Annotated in this window: 15 protein-coding genes; 5 read left to right on the forward strand and 10 right to left on the reverse strand. The window is 63.9% G+C overall.

Going from position 1 to position 16,398, the window contains the following annotated elements; all coding sequences use genetic code 11:
- Positions 1–168 precede the first annotated feature (168 nt).
- From ASE60_RS17235 to ASE60_RS17245, 3 genes are read right to left on the reverse strand one after another with little or no spacing between them, the layout of a single operon-like run.
- The gene (locus tag ASE60_RS17235) at positions 169–1,413 is read right to left on the reverse strand and encodes a Zn-dependent hydrolase (RefSeq protein WP_057251767.1); all 1,245 of its coding nucleotides are present in this window, start codon (positions 1,411–1,413) and stop codon (positions 169–171) included.
- Positions 1,414–1,448: 35 nt separating this feature from the next.
- Positions 1,449–2,624, reverse strand: a complete 1,176-nt coding sequence (locus ASE60_RS17240) for a M20 aminoacylase family protein (protein ID WP_113479707.1) — start codon at positions 2,622–2,624, stop codon at positions 1,449–1,451.
- A 3-nt stretch (positions 2,625–2,627) separates the two neighbouring features.
- On the reverse strand, positions 2,628–3,833 hold the full coding sequence (locus ASE60_RS17245; RefSeq protein WP_057251768.1) for a diaminopropionate ammonia-lyase: 1,206 nt from the start codon (positions 3,831–3,833) through the stop codon (positions 2,628–2,630).
- A 159-nt stretch (positions 3,834–3,992) separates the two neighbouring features.
- On the opposite strand from ASE60_RS17245, the gene ASE60_RS17250 reads away from it, so the two are divergent.
- Complete coding sequence (locus ASE60_RS17250) at positions 3,993–4,475, forward strand: Lrp/AsnC family transcriptional regulator (RefSeq protein WP_057251769.1); 483 nt, start codon at positions 3,993–3,995, stop codon at positions 4,473–4,475.
- 286 nt (positions 4,476–4,761) lie between these two features.
- Entirely contained in the window at positions 4,762–5,211 is a 450-nt protein-coding gene (locus ASE60_RS17255) for a pyridoxamine 5'-phosphate oxidase family protein (protein ID WP_057251770.1), read from the forward strand.
- Positions 5,212–5,261: 50 nt separating this feature from the next.
- Here ASE60_RS17255 and ASE60_RS17260 read toward each other — a convergent pair whose 3' ends face one another.
- The 7 genes from ASE60_RS17260 to ASE60_RS17290 all read right to left on the reverse strand — a co-directional run bounded on the left by ASE60_RS17260 (position 5,262) and on the right by ASE60_RS17290 (position 13,349).
- Positions 5,262–6,098: a universal stress protein gene (locus tag ASE60_RS17260; protein ID WP_057251771.1), complete on the reverse strand. Its 837-nt coding sequence runs from the start codon at positions 6,096–6,098 to the stop codon at positions 5,262–5,264.
- A 269-nt stretch (positions 6,099–6,367) separates the two neighbouring features.
- Positions 6,368–7,612, reverse strand: a complete 1,245-nt coding sequence (locus ASE60_RS17265) for a Gfo/Idh/MocA family oxidoreductase (protein ID WP_057251772.1) — start codon at positions 7,610–7,612, stop codon at positions 6,368–6,370.
- Between the two features lie 84 nt (positions 7,613–7,696).
- Positions 7,697–8,716, reverse strand: a complete 1,020-nt coding sequence (locus ASE60_RS17270) for a LacI family DNA-binding transcriptional regulator (protein ID WP_057251773.1) — start codon at positions 8,714–8,716, stop codon at positions 7,697–7,699.
- Positions 8,713–9,669, reverse strand: coding sequence for an ABC transporter permease (locus ASE60_RS17275; RefSeq protein WP_057251774.1), 957 nt, complete (start codon positions 9,667–9,669; stop codon positions 8,713–8,715). The genes ASE60_RS17270 and ASE60_RS17275 overlap by 4 nt, the downstream gene beginning before the upstream one ends.
- Entirely contained in the window at positions 9,666–10,658 is a 993-nt protein-coding gene (locus ASE60_RS17280) for an ABC transporter permease (RefSeq protein WP_057251775.1), read from the reverse strand. Before ASE60_RS17280 ends, ASE60_RS17275 begins: the two co-directional genes overlap by 4 nt.
- Positions 10,658–12,163, reverse strand: a complete 1,506-nt coding sequence (locus ASE60_RS17285) for a sugar ABC transporter ATP-binding protein (RefSeq protein WP_057251776.1) — start codon at positions 12,161–12,163, stop codon at positions 10,658–10,660. Before ASE60_RS17285 ends, ASE60_RS17280 begins: the two co-directional genes overlap by 1 nt.
- 160 nt (positions 12,164–12,323) lie before the next feature.
- Positions 12,324–13,349, reverse strand: a complete 1,026-nt coding sequence (locus ASE60_RS17290) for an ABC transporter substrate-binding protein (protein ID WP_057251777.1) — start codon at positions 13,347–13,349, stop codon at positions 12,324–12,326.
- Positions 13,350–13,802: 453 nt separating this feature from the next.
- Between ASE60_RS17290 and ASE60_RS17295 the strand changes: the two genes are divergently transcribed.
- From ASE60_RS17295 to ASE60_RS17305, 3 genes are all read left to right on the forward strand, one after another.
- Positions 13,803–14,621, forward strand: coding sequence for a DUF3100 domain-containing protein (locus ASE60_RS17295; protein WP_057251778.1), 819 nt, complete (start codon positions 13,803–13,805; stop codon positions 14,619–14,621).
- 14 nt (positions 14,622–14,635) lie between these two features.
- Positions 14,636–15,151, forward strand: a complete 516-nt coding sequence (locus ASE60_RS17300; protein WP_057251779.1) for a hypothetical protein — start codon at positions 14,636–14,638, stop codon at positions 15,149–15,151.
- Between the two features lie 74 nt (positions 15,152–15,225).
- A complete protein-coding gene (locus tag ASE60_RS17305; protein ID WP_057252098.1) occupies positions 15,226–16,383 on the forward strand; it encodes a M20 aminoacylase family protein in 1,158 nt (385 codons plus the stop codon).
- Positions 16,384–16,398: the final 15 nt, after the last annotated feature.

A 16,398-nucleotide genomic window follows, 5' to 3' on the forward strand; every position in this document is an offset into this window, starting at 1 on the left:
TCGAAACCGGACTCCGGATGTGCGGTAGGAACGGGTTCTGACGCGCGAGAACAGATCAGCCGGCGTCAGAGCTTTACATTCGAGATATGTCTATCCCGATCACGACCTGCCGGAGTGTGGCGGCGGAGTTACGGATACAGACCATCGTCTTTCTCGCCGCGAGTATTCCTAACTGCCTTTCCAGCCGCTGCAAGCAATCCGCTCGACGACATCGAGCAGCACATTCGCCCCGGCAACCAGATCATCCGCCTCCGTGTGTTCGCGCGGATTGTGGCTGATGCCGTCGCGGCTCGGCACGAAGATCATCGCCGTCGGCGCGATGCGTGCGATCATCTGCGCATCGTGGCCGGCGCCCGAAGTCATGCGCCGGCTCTTCAGGCCCCGCGCCTTCGCCGAAGCCTCGATCGTGGCGACAATGCCCAGATCGAAGGCGACCGGCTGGAAACGCGCCAGGCGCTCGACCGATATCTCGACACCCTCTTCAGCGGCGACACGCAGGAGGAAATCCGCAAGCGCCGCCTCCAGCGCCTGCAGCCGATCCTCGTCCGGGTCGCGCAGGTCTACGGTGAAGACCGCCCGCGACGGAATGACGTTGATTGCGTCCGGCTCGAAACGCATGGTGCCAATGGTCGCGACGCTCGGAGCGTTCGAGCGGGTTATATGATCGCGCAGGAAAAGGCCGATGCGGGCGGCCGCAAGCCCGGCGTCACAGCGCATCGCCATCGGCGTCGTGCCGGCGTGATTGGCGACACCGTCGATCGTCACCCGCTGCCAGGAAATGCCCTGCAGGTTTTCGACCGCGCCGATTGCCATGCCCTCGCGCTCCAGCACCGGTCCCTGCTCGATATGGAGCTCGACATAGGCGTGGGGGATGAGGAACCCCGGTTCGACATTGCCCGCATAGCCGATCCGCGCGAGTTCCTCTCCCAGCACCGCGCCATCTGTGCCGACGGTCGCAAGCGCCTTCTCCACCGGCAGCCCGCCGGCATAGACGAGCGAGCCGAGCATGTCGGGCGCAAAACGCACGCCCTCCTTGTTGGTGAAGGCGGCAACGACGATCGGCCGGGCCGGCGTCAGACCGCGCTCTCTCAAAGTTTCGATCACTTCGAGCGCGGCAATCACGCCGTAACAGCCGTCATAGATGCCGGCATTGATGACCGTGTCGACGTGCGAGCCGAGCATGATGGGCGCCTCGCCGGCATTACCCTCGTCGCGCCAGGTGCCGAAGATATTGCCGATGCGGTCGATGGCGACTTCGAGACCCGCCGCCTCGATCCAGGCGACGAGGCGATCGCGGCCAGCCTTGTCGTTGTCGGAACCGGCCAGTCGCGTCAATTGCCCGTGGGGATCGCGGCCGATCTCGCCAAGATCGTGAATACGCCCGAGGAGGCGCGCGGCATCGATGGTCTGCATTGGCTTGGCTGTCCTGCTTTCATGCGGATTTCTGTTCATGGCCGGGGCTCAGTCGGCGCCAGTCTCTGCCGGGTGATTTCCGCGTGGTAGCGCGCGCCGAAGATCAGGGCATCATCGTTGAAATCGTAACGCGGATTGTGCAGCGGCGCCGACGTCTCGCCGTTGCCGATGAAGACGAAGCAGCCCGGCACGTGCTCGAGGAAGCGCGCGAAATCCTCCGAACCGGTCATAGGCTCAGCGGCCGTCGCGACATTCTCAGGCCCGAACACCGCTTGCGCCGCAGCAAAGGCGTGGCCGGTCAAGGCCGGGTCGTTGATGAGCGGCACGAACTCGCGTGTGTAGCTGACCTCGACCTCGCAGCCATAGGCATCCGCCGTGCCCTTGGCGATCACGCGCATCTCCGCCTCGATCTTGGCGCTGACCTCGGGGCGGAAGCTGCGGGCGTCCCCGAGGATCCGGGAGAGGCCGGGCAAGGCATTGCGCGTGCCGTCGGTCAAGAGTTCGGTCACCGAAACGACGCCGATATCCGTCGGCGAAAGGCGCCGCGAGACGATCGTCTGCAGATTGACGACGGTAGCGCAAGCCGCGACAAGCGTCTCATTGCCCCAATGCGGCCGCGCCGCATGCCCGCCAACACCCTTCAGCACGATTTCGAAATTGTCCTCCGCCGACATGATCGCGCCGACACGGGTCTCGAAGCGGCCGACCGGCAGCCCCGGCATGTTGTGCAGGCCGTAGATCTCGTCGAAGGGGAAGCGCTCCATCAGGCCGTCGTCGAGCATCGCCAGCGCGCCCTTGCCCCACTCTTCGGCCGGCTGAAAGATGAAACAAACGGTGCCGTCGAAGCCTCCGCCTTCTGCCAGCATTTTCGCTGCCCCGAGCAGCATTGCGGTGTGGCCGTCATGGCCGCAGGCATGCATAGTGCCGGGCCGGGTCGAGCGATAGGACTGCTCTCCCTGCTCCGGTATCCGGAGCGCGTCCATGTCGGCGCGAAGGGCGATGGCGCGATTGCCACTGCCGCGTTTCAGCCGGCCGACGACACCGGTGCCGCCGACGCCTTCCACGACCTCGTCGAGCCCGAATTCTCGAAGCTTCGCCGCGACGAAGGATGCGGTGCGCTGCTCCTCAAAACCGAATTCCGGATGCGCGTGCAGATCACGGCGCCAGGCGGTCATATCCTCGACAAGCCGATCAAAGTCGATTCCCACCATGAGTCACCCTCTTTCGTTCGGTGTGTTCGCGACAGTCTCGGGCGACAGACCCACCAAGGCAGCATAACGCTCGGGATCCGTGGCCCCCTCGGTATTCATGACGAAGACGCGCGACTGTGCGGTCAATCCGAGCGCTTCCCGCAACGCCGGATCTCGGGCAACCGCCAGAAGCCCGGCCAGCCCGACGCCACCGCTCTCACCGGCGACGATCGCCGGGTCAGCCCCCTTCGGGCGCGCGAGCCGGTTCATGACCGAAACGGCGTCCTCATCATCGACGGTCATGAAGGCATCGGCCACGCGGGACAGGATACGCCAGGCGACGAGCGACGGCTCGTAGCATTCGAGCATCGCCATGATGGTCGGCTCGCCATGTGGTACCTTGACGGTTTGCCCCGCCTTGGCGCTTTCGTAGAGGCAGGCGGCCCGTGCGGGATCGACGACGACGAAACGCGGTCTCTCCGCTCCATAGCGCAACGCCAGATGTCCCGCGGTGGCGGCGGCAATGCCACCGACGCCTGCCTGCACGAAGACATGGGTCGGCGGCTCTTCCATCTGCCGCAACGCCTCGCTGAGCAGCGCCGTGTAGCCCTGCATCACCAGGCCGGGAATGTATTCGTAGCCGGGCCAGGATGTGTCGGAAACCACCGTCCAGCCATTCTCGTCGCAGACCCGCGCCGCCTCGCGGACAGAATCGTCATAGGTGCCGGCCACCCGAACGATCTCGGCGCCATAGTGAGCGATCGCCTCGATGCGTTTCTCGCTGACGCCCGCATGCACGAAGATCACCGATCTCGCACCAACGAGCCGGGCGCCCATTGCGACGGACCGGCCATGATTGCCATCGGTGGCGCAGCCGAAGGTCATCGCCCCGGCAATCGCCCGGACCTCGGGCTGATCGAGGTCATCGAGATCGAGGCTGCGCCCGAGACGCCGTTCCGCCTCTTCGATCACCAGACGGATCACAGCATAGGAGCCGCCGAGCGCCTTGAAACTTCCAAGGCCCAGGCGATGGCCTTCGTCCTTGACGAAGATGCACGCAACACCGATCTCGCTGGCCAAGGCAGGCAAGGCATGAAGCGGTGTCGGCCGATGATCGGGGCGCCGGGCAAGCTGCCGCTCGACATTTGCTGCGGCCGCGAGCGACAGCATGTCCTCATCCTCGGGCAGCAGGTGATGGCCGAAATCGGCATGGGTGTTGGCAAGGAACATGGTGCAATCTCCGTAGACCAGCGAAAATCTATTTCATCGCGGGCGAGAAATGCGCTCTAAATGATCACCGCTGATGCAAGTTTGTAAAGCAGATCAGGTATGCCGACGCATGGCATTCCGCTCACAACCGCTCTGAACGCATGAACCGATAGGCACCGGATGGCCCCTTCGAAAAAACCCCAGGTCGAACTGGATCGTTTCGACCTCGCGATCCTCGCCATTCTGCAGAAGGACAACACGACGCCGCAGCGCCAGATCGGCGAAGCGGTCAATCTATCCGCTCCGGCCGTTCAGCGGCGGATCAAGCGCATGGAGGAAACCGGCGTCATCCGCGCCAATGTCGCGCTGATCGATCCGGTCAGCGTCAACCAGGCGCTGACGATCCTGGTAGAGGTGGAGGTCGAGAGCGAGCAGATCGCCCTGCTCGACGCGGCGAAGGTGGCATTCACCGCCGCGCCCGAGGTGCAGCAATGCTACTACGTGACCGGCGATGTCGATTTCATGCTCGTCGTCATCGTGCCGACGATGGCCGACTACGAGGCCTTTACGCGGCGAATGTTCTTCGGCAATGCCAATATCAGGCGGTTCCGCACCTTCGTGACGATGGACCCGGTCAAGGTCGGCCTGTCGGTGCCGATTTAGAGTGGTGCCACTAACAGTCGCCGTTCGAATGGCGTTGTTCCACCCCCCTATTTCGAGCCCGTGAGCGCCTTTTTCTCCGCTTCCGCATCTAGCGGCTGGCCGGCGCCGATCGATGTCAGAAAGGCGTCGACGGTTTCGAGCGACGAGGCGGGCGCATATCCGTCTCCGCCTTCGGGCCTGGCGACGGACGCAGCCGAAATCGACGAGACTTGAGCGAGATCAATGCCAGGATACCTGGTCGGCGGAGACTGGCGGTTGGACGATCTCTTTAGAAGAGGAGAGCCTCATGTTGATCAGAGAAATGACGCGACAGGAATGTCTCGACCTTGTCGCTGAGAACCATATCGCCCGCCTGGGCTGTACCCGAGATGGCCAGCCCTATATCGTTCCCATCCAATATGCTTTGGCCGCCAACCGGCTCTACAGCTTTTCGATGCCCGGGCAGAAGATAGACTGGATGCGCGCCAATCCGCGTGTCTGCGTACAGGTCGACACGGCAACGGATCGGCAGAATTGGCGAAGCGTCGTCATCCACGGCCGCTACCAGGAACTGCCGGACACCAAGCAATGGCACCGCGAGCGCATGAATGCCTGGTCGCTTCTCGAACAGCGCATCAACTGGTGGGAACCGGGTGGCCTGAAGCCCGGTGAACAGCCGGTTGCAGGCGCATCGCCGCATCTCTTTTTCGAAATCGAGATCGACGATGTGACCGGACGTGCCGCCTCTGCCGGCTAACGATTGTCGGCGCGCAGGCAAATGCTGCGCGCCGTTCCGGGCGCTGCCGGTCAATGCGCCATGAGCACGGGGACCACGGCGTTTTCGAGCATCGAACGGGTAACGCCGCCAAAGACGCGTTCACGCATCCTGGAGTGCCCATAGGCACCCATGACGATCAGGTCGGCCGCAACATCCGACGCAAACCGATTGATCACGTCGTCAACCGGATGTCCGCCGCTCGGCAGTCTCTCGACGGAGACGGAAACGCCGTGCCGCGCGAGATAGCCGGCGATATCGGCGCCCGGTTCCTCACCGTTCTTGCCATAGGCGGAACGGGGGTCGACCATCGTGACGTAGACGGTCTCGGCTCCGATCAGCAGATCGAGCGCTTCACGCACCGCGCGCGCGGCTTCCAGCCTGGAGTTCCAGGCGAGTACCACGGTCTTCGGATCAAGCCGCACGGCCTTGCCCCTGGGCATGATGAGGACTGGGCGCGCTGAGCTGAACAACGTCCCGTCGATGGTGCGGGAGCGCAGTTCCGGGTCCAGCATCAGGCCATCACCGACCAGCGTCAGGTCGGCGTAACGCGCACGCTCGCCGATCTCGTCATCGGCCCAGGCGACCTCGGTATATTTCGTCTCGACGCCGAACGAGATGCCTTCCTTGGTGAGAACATCAACAGCTTTTTCCGCACAGGATTCGAGTTTGTCGACGTCACGCTGCCGCTCGTTCAGCCAATCAATGGAGATGGCGGCGGCATAATCGCCGATCGGCGGTGAGGCGGCGAGCTTGACGATCAACAGGGAGAGGTGGGCGTTTGCGGAAGCACAGACCTGTGCTGCCGAACGCAGATGCTCCACGGAATGATCGACACCAACGACGGCGAGAATGGTCTTGTATGTCATCGGGTTTTCTCCTGGCGACCAGATTTGGGGTCAGCATCAGCGTAGGTAGAAGCCCGTGCGGCGGCATTGATCCCCGTCAACAAAGATCGCGGACATGGGCGTATAATTCCGAAAGAGTTTTGCCCTCACGCAGCCGCAGTCTTTCGCGGCGGCGAGAACAGGTGGGATGGGCGCATAGCGCCGCCGATGAACTGCACGACCCAGAACGTGGCCCCGTCGTCTCGACACCTCTACGTTTGGTGATGGAGTTCGGGGAGGAAAGGCGGTCGTCAGGCACTTCGGCGCGCGACGACCGGCACGTAGTGCTCGAGCTCCGGTGCCGGGAACTTGAGCGTCGCGTTGATTTCCGCCGAGCGGTAGAGGCCCATCAGCATCTCGACGACGGCGAGCCCGTCCTCGAAGGTTTCGAGCGGCTTCTCGCCCTTGCGGAAGCACTCGACCATGTGGCGGTTCTCATCGGTATAGCCATAGACACCGGCTTCGTCCTCAAGCACCGGCATCAGACCCTGCTCGGCGTTCTGCTTCTCGACAAGATCCTCGCCTTCGGAGCCCTTCACCTCGCGCGACATGAAGATCTTCAGGCCCGTGCTCAGCGAATTGTATTCGAGCGCATATTCCGGCCCGAGCAGTTCAAGCTGGATGCGCAGCCCGGCGCCGACATAGGCCCAGGAGGTGGTCGCCTCGATCATCAGTTCGTTACCGTCCTGGTCTTCGAGCGTCACCGTGGCGCGGGCAAAATCTTCCGACGGCCGGTTGCGGTAGTCCACTTCGTTGCCGAAGCGCTTGCGCAATTGTTCGGCATAATTGGGTCGCGTCCATTTGAGGTTGGCGACGGTGCCGTTGACAGCCTTGATTTTCAGTGAGTTGCGCGGTGCGCCGGGCGCCGTGAGCAAGTAGCGCGCCACCTCGACGCTGTGGCACATCATGTCGGAGAGCACGCCGCCGCCCTGCTTGTCGCCCTGCCAGAACCAGGGCTCGTGCGGGCCGGAATGTTCCTCCGCGGCGCGCGCCAGATAGGGGCGACCAGTGGTCGAGACGGCGCGCCGCCAGATGATCTCCTTGCCGCGCAGCACCGGCGTGCAGAACACCTGGTTTTCAAGATAGCCGTGATTGAGGCCGGCGTCCTCGGCAAGCGATAGCATCTCTCGCGCCTCGGCAATGGTGCGGGCAAGCGGCTTCTCGCAGGCGACGGCAAACACCGTGCTGCGGCCATCCTTGACCGCCTTGTGGAGAGTACGCATGACGTCGAGGCGGGTGTAATTGGGCGAGAGAATCCAGATCGCGTCGACATCATCGGCGGTCAGCAGCGCCTCCAGGCTCCCATGGGTGCGGCAGGTGCCAAGACCAAGTGCGGCGACCTCCTTGGCAAATTTCTCCCGGTTTTCGGGCTTGCGGCTGAAGACGCCGGTCACCTCGACATTGCGCACACCGATCATCGATTTCAGATGGAAATGGGCGATGAAGCCCGATCCGACGAAACCCACACGCAGCGTCTGCTTCGGTAGCTGTGTCATTCTGTTCTCCCGGGTTGTCGTTTTTCTGAAGTCGGCGCGGGATGCGGGCGGAATACCGCCCTCACTTTCCTCATCCCGCTCTGGTCATTTCTTCGGCGGCGCGGTGCTGCCGCGAATGTTGAGGGCGGTCGGCAGCACGACGGCCGGTGCAGCGGCAACATCGTCGCCGGACAGGATATCGAGAAGCAGCGACATCGCCGTGCGGCCGATATCGGCGCGCGGCTGGCTGACCGTCGTCAGCGGCGGATAGAAGGCCTTGCTCAGATAGAGATCGTCGAAGCCGACGACCGAGACGTCGCCCGGAACATCGCAGCCGAGCCGTCGCAAGGCGTGGATCGCGCCATAGGCCATCTCGTCGTTGGCGGCAAAGATCGCCGTCGGTGGCTCCGGCAGGGCGAAGAGTTCGGCGACGCAGGCCTCTCCGCTTTCGAGCAGGTAGTCGCCGCGCACCTCGTAACCCTCAGGGATCGGCAGACCGGCGGCTGCCATCGCGGCCCGGTAACCGTCACGCCGGTGCATCGCCATCACCTCCGGCAATGGGCCGGCGACATGGGCGATGCGGCGATGCCCGAGTGCAATCAAATGCTCAACCGCCGAACGCGCCGCGGCAGAGTTGTCGATCTGCACATGCGGAAAGCCTGCAGTTTCGATCATTTCGAGCGCCACGACGATGGGAAGGTGAGAAACCGCAGCGCTTTCGCCCGGCTGCGGCTCCGGCAGCTTGCCGGTCATCAGGATCATGCCGTCGGCATGGCCATCGCGCAGCATGTTGAAGTATTCGACCTCGCGATCCGGATCATTCTCGGTATTGCCCATGAGAACGGCGTACCCGGCCGCCCGGGCCGTCGCCTCCACGCCCTTGAGGATCTCGAGATAGAAGGGGTTGCCAACATCTCGCACGACGAGCAGCACCGACATCGACCGGCGTGTCCTCAGGTTTCTTGCGCTGACGTTCGGCCGGTAGTTCAACTCGCGCGCAAGCTCGTGGATGCGCTTGCGCGTCTCGTCGGTCACCAGGCTGGAGCCGCTGAGCGCGCGGGAAACGGTCGCGACCGAGACTCCGGCCCTCTCCGCAATGTCCTTGATTTTCGGCCGCTCGCTCATGCCCGCATCGCCCGCCCACGGCCGTAGAACAACATCAGGAGCAGCAGCGTCGCGCCAAACACCATCTGGCGGCCGGATTCGTCGATATTGACCGTCGTCAGGATGCCCTGGAGGATGACGAGCAGCAGGGCGCCCGCCATGGTGCCGGTGTAGCCGCCCTTGCCGCCGGCAAGCGAGGTGCCGCCGAAGACGACCGCGATGATCGAGGAGAGCATGTATTGCTCTCCGACATTGGCGAAGGACGAGCCGGAATAGCCGAGCAGGCAGAGCCCGGCGATCGCAGCGAACATGCCCGAAATCATGAACAGACCGACGCGCATGAGGCGGACCGGGACGCCGGTCATATAGGCCGCATGTTCGTTCGAGCCGATCGCATAGATGCGGTGGCCGAAGACGGTGCGGTTCAACATGAAGGCCATCAACAGGCCGATCGCGATCCAGAGCCAGATGATGCCGGGAATGCCGAGCGCGAAGGGTTGCGTGACGAAGGCCGAAAGCCCCGGCGCGGCCCGACCCGAAGGGATACCCTGGCGGATGACGACGAGCAGGCCCTGCAGCACGCCGAGCATGCCAAGCGTCATGACCAGCGGCGGTATGCGCAAAAGCGTCACGCCGAGACCGTTCAAGAAGCCGAAGAACGCGCCGGCCGCCAGGCAGGCCAGCACCGCCGGCAGGATACCGCCATCGGCGCCGTTCATGACGTTGCCGGCGATGATCGCCGACAAGGAGACGATACCGCCGACGGAGAGGTCGATGCCCTCGCGGCCACCGAGAATGACGACGTTCTGGCCGGCGGCGACGATGCCGAGCAGCGAGGCGACGATCAGGAGACGCAGGATCTGGTCGGCCGAGGCGAAGCCGGGCGAAAGGCTTTGACCGAGATAAAGCAGCGCGACGATGAGGATCAGCGCAACGACCAATGGCTGTTTGAAGAAGGTGGTAACCGCAGTCATACGCGTGCCCTCCGGCCGGCAAGCACGCCGGCCATCAACACCAGGAGAATGGCAAGGCCCTGGACGAAGTTCTGCCATTCCGAAGGCGTGCCCATGAAGAAGACCAGCGAGTTGACGAGGCCGATCGTCAGAGCGCCGAGCAGCGAACCAACCACCGTCGTCCAGCCGCCGGCGAGCGCACTGCCGCCGAGCACGACCGCCGCGACGCTGTAGAGCGTCATCTTGCCGCCGACGAGCGGATCGCCGCTGGCCGTATCGCCGGTCAGGCAGAAGGCCGCGAGCGCCGAGAAGAGGCCGCTGAGCAGGTAGCCCCTAATGCGGACAGCCACGACCGGCAGCCCCGTCTGATAGGCGGCCTGCTGGTCATCGCCGACGGCCAGCAGTTCGGTCACGATACGGGTGCGCGACAGGAGATAGAGCAGCACGGCGAGAGCCGCGAGCACGTAGAAGACGAAAGGCAGGCCGAGCAGGCGTCCGCCATAGGTGTGCCAGAAGAGCGCCGGCGCCGGCGTACCGGCGACCGGCATGACGTAGAGCGCCAGGCCGATGAAGAAGATGCTGGTGGCGAAGGTGGCGACGATCGCCTGCAGGCGAAGGGCTGCGACGACGAGGCCGTTGACCAGGCCGCAGGCAAGGCCGATCAAGACGCCGAGCGCAAGCGCGAGCAGCACCGCACCGGCACCGCCGCCCCAGCGCTCCATCAAGACGACGATCGCCACGTTGACCAGCGACAGCGTCGCGCCGGCCGAGAGGTCGATGTCTCCGGCGGACACCACATAGGTTTGGGCGATCGCCAGCATGATCAGCGCCATATAGGTGCTGAGAAGTCCAGTCAGCGATCGAAAACTCAGGCTATTCGGAGAGAAGAGGCCGTTGAGCGCCAGTAGTGCAACAACGATCACAAGCGCCGGCAGGAAGGGGTAGCGCTCCAGCCAGGAACGGAGGCCGCCCGCCCCGGAAGTTCGCATGTCGGTCGTTGTCGATGTCATCACGCGGCCTCGTATGCAGCCTGGTAGAGATTGTAGCGGGTGCGATCGTCGCCGGTCAGTTCACGCGTCACCGAGCCGCCGTTGAAGACGAGGATGCGGTTGGCATTGCCAAGCAGCTCGGCGTCTTCAGACGAATAGAGCAGAATACCGAGGCCGTCGGCCGCAAGCTGCCGGATCAGCGCGAAGAGATCGGCCTTGGCCGAGAGGTCGATGCCCTTGGTCGGATCGTCGAGCAGCAGCACGTCGGGCCGGTCGATCAGCCAGCGGGCGATGATCACCTTCTGCTGGTTGCCGCCGGAAAGCGAATTGATCGGATGGAAGAGGCTGGCAAACTTCGTGTGCATCGCCGCGAGCGCCGGCATCGCCTTGTTTTTCAGGCTTGAGGGCCGCGCAATCATCAGCCGGTCGCGGAGATAGTGGATCGGCGTGACATTCTCGATGATTGGGCGGCCGCTGATGACCCCGTCACGGCCGCGGTCGCCGGAGACATAGGCGCAGCCGCGCCGGATCGCATCGCGCGGGCTCTTGGCGTTATAGCGTTCGCCGCCGATCGTCACCTCACCTGACGTCACGGCGCTTGTGCCAAAGATCGCTCTCAGCAGCGCCGACTGCCCTTGGCCGTGCAGACCACCAAGGCCGAGGATCTCTCCCCGTGCCACCTCGAAACTGACATCGCGAAAGCCCTTGCCGGTTAGATTTCGGACCGAGATCGCCGCCTTCGCCCGGGTTTCCACCACCGCTGGCGCCGAGGACCGGGCCGCCGGCATGTCGCTGGCACCGCCGACCATCAGCCGGATCACCGTTGCTGGATCGGTATCGGAGAGCTTGAGCGTCTCGATGGTCTCGCCGTCGCGGATGATCGTCACGCGATCGCCGATCGCGGTGATTTCGTCCATTCGGTGCGAGATGAAGATGACGCCGCGCCCTTGCGCCTTGAGGCCACGCAGGATTTCGAAGAAGCGATCGACCTGGGCGCGATCGAGCGCCGAGGTCGGCTCGTCGAAGATCAGGATCGGTGCTTCACTGGCGAGCGCCTTCATGATTTCGACCAGTTGCCGCTGGTCGGCCCTAAGATTGCCAACGAGCGCCTCCGCATGGAAGCCTTCGCCGGCGACCTCGGCGAACAGCGCGATGTAACGCGCCGCCCGCGCCTTCAGCGCCCGCCGGTCGATGAAGAAGCCGGCCTTCACCGGCAGGGCGGAGAGGCAGATGTTCTCTTCGACCGAACGATGGCTGGCCAGGCTAAGTTCCTGATAGAAGATGCCGATGCCGGCAACGCGCGCGGCTTGCGGCCCGGAAATCGTCACGGGCTTGTCATTGATCAGGATCTGGCCGCCGTCGGGGCGCACGCTGCCGGCGATGACCTTGCAGAGCGTGCTCTTGCCGGAGCCGTTGGAGCCCATCAGCACATGCACCTCGCCGGCGGCGACGTCGAGATCGCCGCGGCGTAACGCCAGCGTCGCGCCGTAAGCCTTGCTCACGCCGTTCAGTCTCAGTTTCGACATCGGCTGTCCACCATTTTGGTTGCTTGCTGCACCACCTCAAGTCGCGCCTTGGCGAGCTCCGCTGCAGCTGATTTCATGCCCGATACGATCCTGCCCTGGGAGCCGTCGGCGGCATTGGCCGCCGGGCAACTCAGATGCGAGCTGCCCGGTGGATCAGCGCTTACTTGAACAACGCCGTCGCGTCGTCGATCGAAAGCGCGTTGGTGTAGGAGTAATAACCCGGCTTGCCGTCGAGCTGCTTGGCCGCGTCCGCGAGGTTCTTGGAATCGATGAACGGGATCGGCAGATACATGGCGTTCTTGTACTGCCCCGCCGTTGCCGGCTCCTTCAGTTCCTTGCCCTGCAGCATCAGCACCGCGACGTTGAGCGCGCTCGCCATGACGCCGGGCGGGTTGACGGTCGCGCCGGAATTCAGCTTGTCCTTCACCCAGAGGTCGATGAAGTCCTTGCGGATTTCGCCGGTGGCGGCGATCTGGCCGGTCTTGCCGGCATCCATGATCGACTTCCAGGCCCCGGCGGCCATGCCGTCCTGCACGACGACGCCGTTGATGTCAGGATAGGTCGCAAGGATGTTCTGCATCGCCTGCTGGCCTTGCGCCTGATCCCAGTTGGCGTTGACTTCGTTGACCACCTGGATATCCGGATAATCCTTGAAGACGCTCTTGTAGCCGGCAACGCGCATCTCGTTTGCCGGATGACCGGCGACGCCGTTGATGGCAACGACCTTGCCCTTGCCGCCGAGCGTATCGGCCAGCCACTTGGCGCCGGCCGCACCCCAGGCCGTCTGATCGATGCCGACATAGATCGCATCCGGCGACGACACTTCGGCGTCCGTCGCGATCACCAGAATGCCGGCTTCCTTCGCCTGAGCGAAGATCGGATCGAAGGCGGTCGGGCTGTTGGGGTTGATGATGATGGCGTTCACGCCCTCGGCAATGAAGTTGCGCACCTGCGCAATCTGCCCGGGCACGTCGACATTGGCACTCTGGACCGAGACTTCGACGTCGACGCCTTTTTCCTTCCACTTCGCCGCGGCCTCCTTGGCCTCGTCGATCATCTGCGTGCGCCATTCGCTGCCGACCCAGCCGTTGGACAGGCCGATCTTGAAGGTCTCGGCATTGGCGAAAGAAGCGGAAATGGCAATGGTAGCGACAGCGCCAAGCGCTGCGGCGATAAATCTCTTCATAAGATCCTCCCAAATCTTGCGAAACCTATGAAGCCAGAAAATGTAATCGATTTCAATGGGGGTTTTCCAGGGATTTTTACAGAGGATTCTATTTCGGCCACTCACCTGACCCCCGGAGCAATGGAATGCGGCAACGCGCAGACGCCTGGCCACTTCCGGAGGAGTGCAAAGGAGGGGGCAATAGCGCTTGGCACCCCCTTCCCGCTGTGCAACAGCTGGGGCAGAGGCGACGACGATTCGTCGTGACGCCAGCTGGAATGAAATGCAGGAATGAAGCCATGACATGAAGGCGCTGCGGGACTGATCCCGATTGCCGCCGGAGCGACGGCCAGCCCGTTGCTCAAATCGCAACACTTCGTTGCTTGCCGGCCGGCTAGCCGCAATTTGCCCTCTCCCCCTACTGTGAAATCTGGGCAAAGAACAACAACTGGCTCCCAACCAGAGGAGAACATCATGACCGGAAAAACCGGAGCCGCCTCGGGCGCGCTCTATCTGCACATCCTTGTGCTGGCGATCGTCATCGTCTCCGAGCTGATCGGCATTCAACGCCTTCCGATCGGCATCGGCACCGTCATCTTCCTGCCGATCCTCTACGCTTTCGCGCTCGGCATCCTCGTCAATCCCGCCATTTTCAAGGCGAGCGCCAAGTTCCTGTCGCGCGATGCGGTCAAGCTTTCCGGCGCGATGATCACCGTCGCCATCATGCCGTTCATCGCCAAGTTCGGAACGACCGTCGGCCCGCAGATCTCCAAGATCATCGAGGCCGGCCCGGCGCTGGTGCTCCAGGAGCTCGGCAATCTCGGCACGATTCTCGTCGCCTTCCCGGTCGCGGTATTCCTGCTCAAGATGGGCCGCGAGGCCGTCGGCGCGACCTATTCGATCGACCGTGAACCGAACCTCGCGCTGATCGCCGACAAGTACGGTCTCAACTCGCCGGAAGGTGCGGGCGCCATGGGCGTCTATGCCACTGGCACGCTGATCGGCACCTTCGTCTTCGCCATCATGCCGCCGATCGTCCATGGCCTCGGCATCTTCGACGTGCGTGCGCTCGCCATGTCCTGCGGCGTCGGCTCCGGCTCGATGCTGGCGGCCTGCACCGGCGGCCTCGTGGCTGCCGTGCCCGACCAGAAGGACATCATCCTCGCGCTTGCCGCCGCCAGCAACATCCTGACCTATGCCACCGGGCTCTATGTCGGCATGTTCGTCGCGCTGCCCTTGACCGAGTGGCTCTACAACAAGGCTCGGCCGTCCGAGCGTCGCGCTCAAGCCTGATCGGGAGAGATATCATGGCCAACCAGACCAACACCTCCGCCAACTACGCCGACGATCTCCCTCTTAACGCCGAAGACGAGCGCAAGATCGATGTCGTCGGCCATGCCGGCCTGCTTCTGATCGCTTGCGCCATCGGGCTTATCGCCAATTGGGTCGGCACCGGCACCTCGCCGCTGACGGCGCTCCCGGGCATGGCAACGCTCTACGTCGCCTGCATCGTCGGCCTGGCGCTCGCCCGCTTTGTGCCCTTCTACCTGCCTGGTGTCGCCTGGGTGTCGCTGATCGCGATCCTCATCACCATCCCCGGCGTCCCGGGTGCGGCCTGGGTCAGCGAACAGGTTGAACACCTGAACTTTCTCGCGCTGGCAACGCCGGCGCTTGCCTATGGCGGCCTCGCGCTCACCGCCAGCGAATTCACCATCGCCCGCCGCTCGGGCTGGAAGATCGTCATCGTCGCGATCTGCGTGATGGTCGGCACCTACATGGGTTCCGTCGTCGTTGCCGACCTCTTCCTGCGCCTCGGGCAATAACCGAGACCCTGACACAAGGATTGGCCGGCCCGCGCAGGCCGGCCAGCCATCCCTTCATCGACAGGATGCAAACCATGACACGCCACGACATCAGCCCCGAACGCATCGAGGAAACGATCCGCTGGCGTCATCACCTGCATGCCTATCCCGAGCTTGCCTTCGAAGAGCGGCAGACTGCGGCCTTCATCGCTGGCCGGCTGGCCGAATGGGGCATCACGGTGAAGGACGGCTATGGCGGCACCGGCCTCGTCGGCACGCTCACGCGCGGCACGTCGAGCCGCGCCATCGCCATCCGCGCCGACATGGACGCGCTGCCGATCATAGAGACGAGCGGCGTTGCCTATGCCTCGAAAACGCAGGGCAAGATGCATGCCTGCGGCCATGATGGCCATGTCGCAATGCTGCTTGCCGCCGCGCGGCAGGCAAGCGAAATGGATTTCGACGGCACGGTGCACTTCATCTTCCAGCCGGCCGAAGAGGCCGAAGGCGGCGCGCAGGTCATGGTCGCCGACGGGCTCTTCCGCGATTTTCCGGCCGATGCCGTCTATGCGTTGCACAATTGGCCGGCGCTCGACGTCGGCTCGGTGGTCGCGCGCGACGATGCGATGATGGCCGCCTTCGGCGTTTTCGAAATCGCCATCACCGGCCGCGGCGCCCACGGCGCCATGCCGCACGAGGGCGCCGACCCGCTGGTCGCGGTCGCCCAGATTGTCACCGCGTTGCAGACTATCGCCAGCCGCAACGTCTCGCCGCTCGAAGCTGCCGTCGTCTCCGTCACGCAGATTCATGGCGGCGACGCCTGGAACGTCATCCCGGAAAAAGCCGTGATCCGCGGCACCACGCGCTGGTTCGACAAATCGGTCGGCGACACGCTGGAAACACGCATGCGCGTACTCGTCACGGCGCTTGCCGAAGGGCTCGACTGCAAGGCGGAGTTCGACTATCAGCGGCGTTATCCCGCCACGATCAACGACCCGGCTGCCGCCGCCCTTGTGCGTGCCATTGCCGCCGAGGACACCACATTGACCGTCGTCGACGCGCCGCCAAGCATGGCCGCGGAAGATTTTGCCTTCATGCTCGACGAACGCCCGGGCTGCTATCTCTGGCTCGGCGCCCGGCGCGAAGGCGCCAATCCCGGCCTGCATTCACCGCACTACGATTTCAACGACGCGATCATCGGTGAGGGCGTAAACCTCTGGACACGCCTCATCTCCACATCGCTTGGTCGTTGACCCCGAGGGGATTCC

Source organism: Ensifer sp. Root278, assembly GCF_001429285.1.
GTDB lineage: Bacteria > Pseudomonadota > Alphaproteobacteria > Rhizobiales > Rhizobiaceae > Ensifer.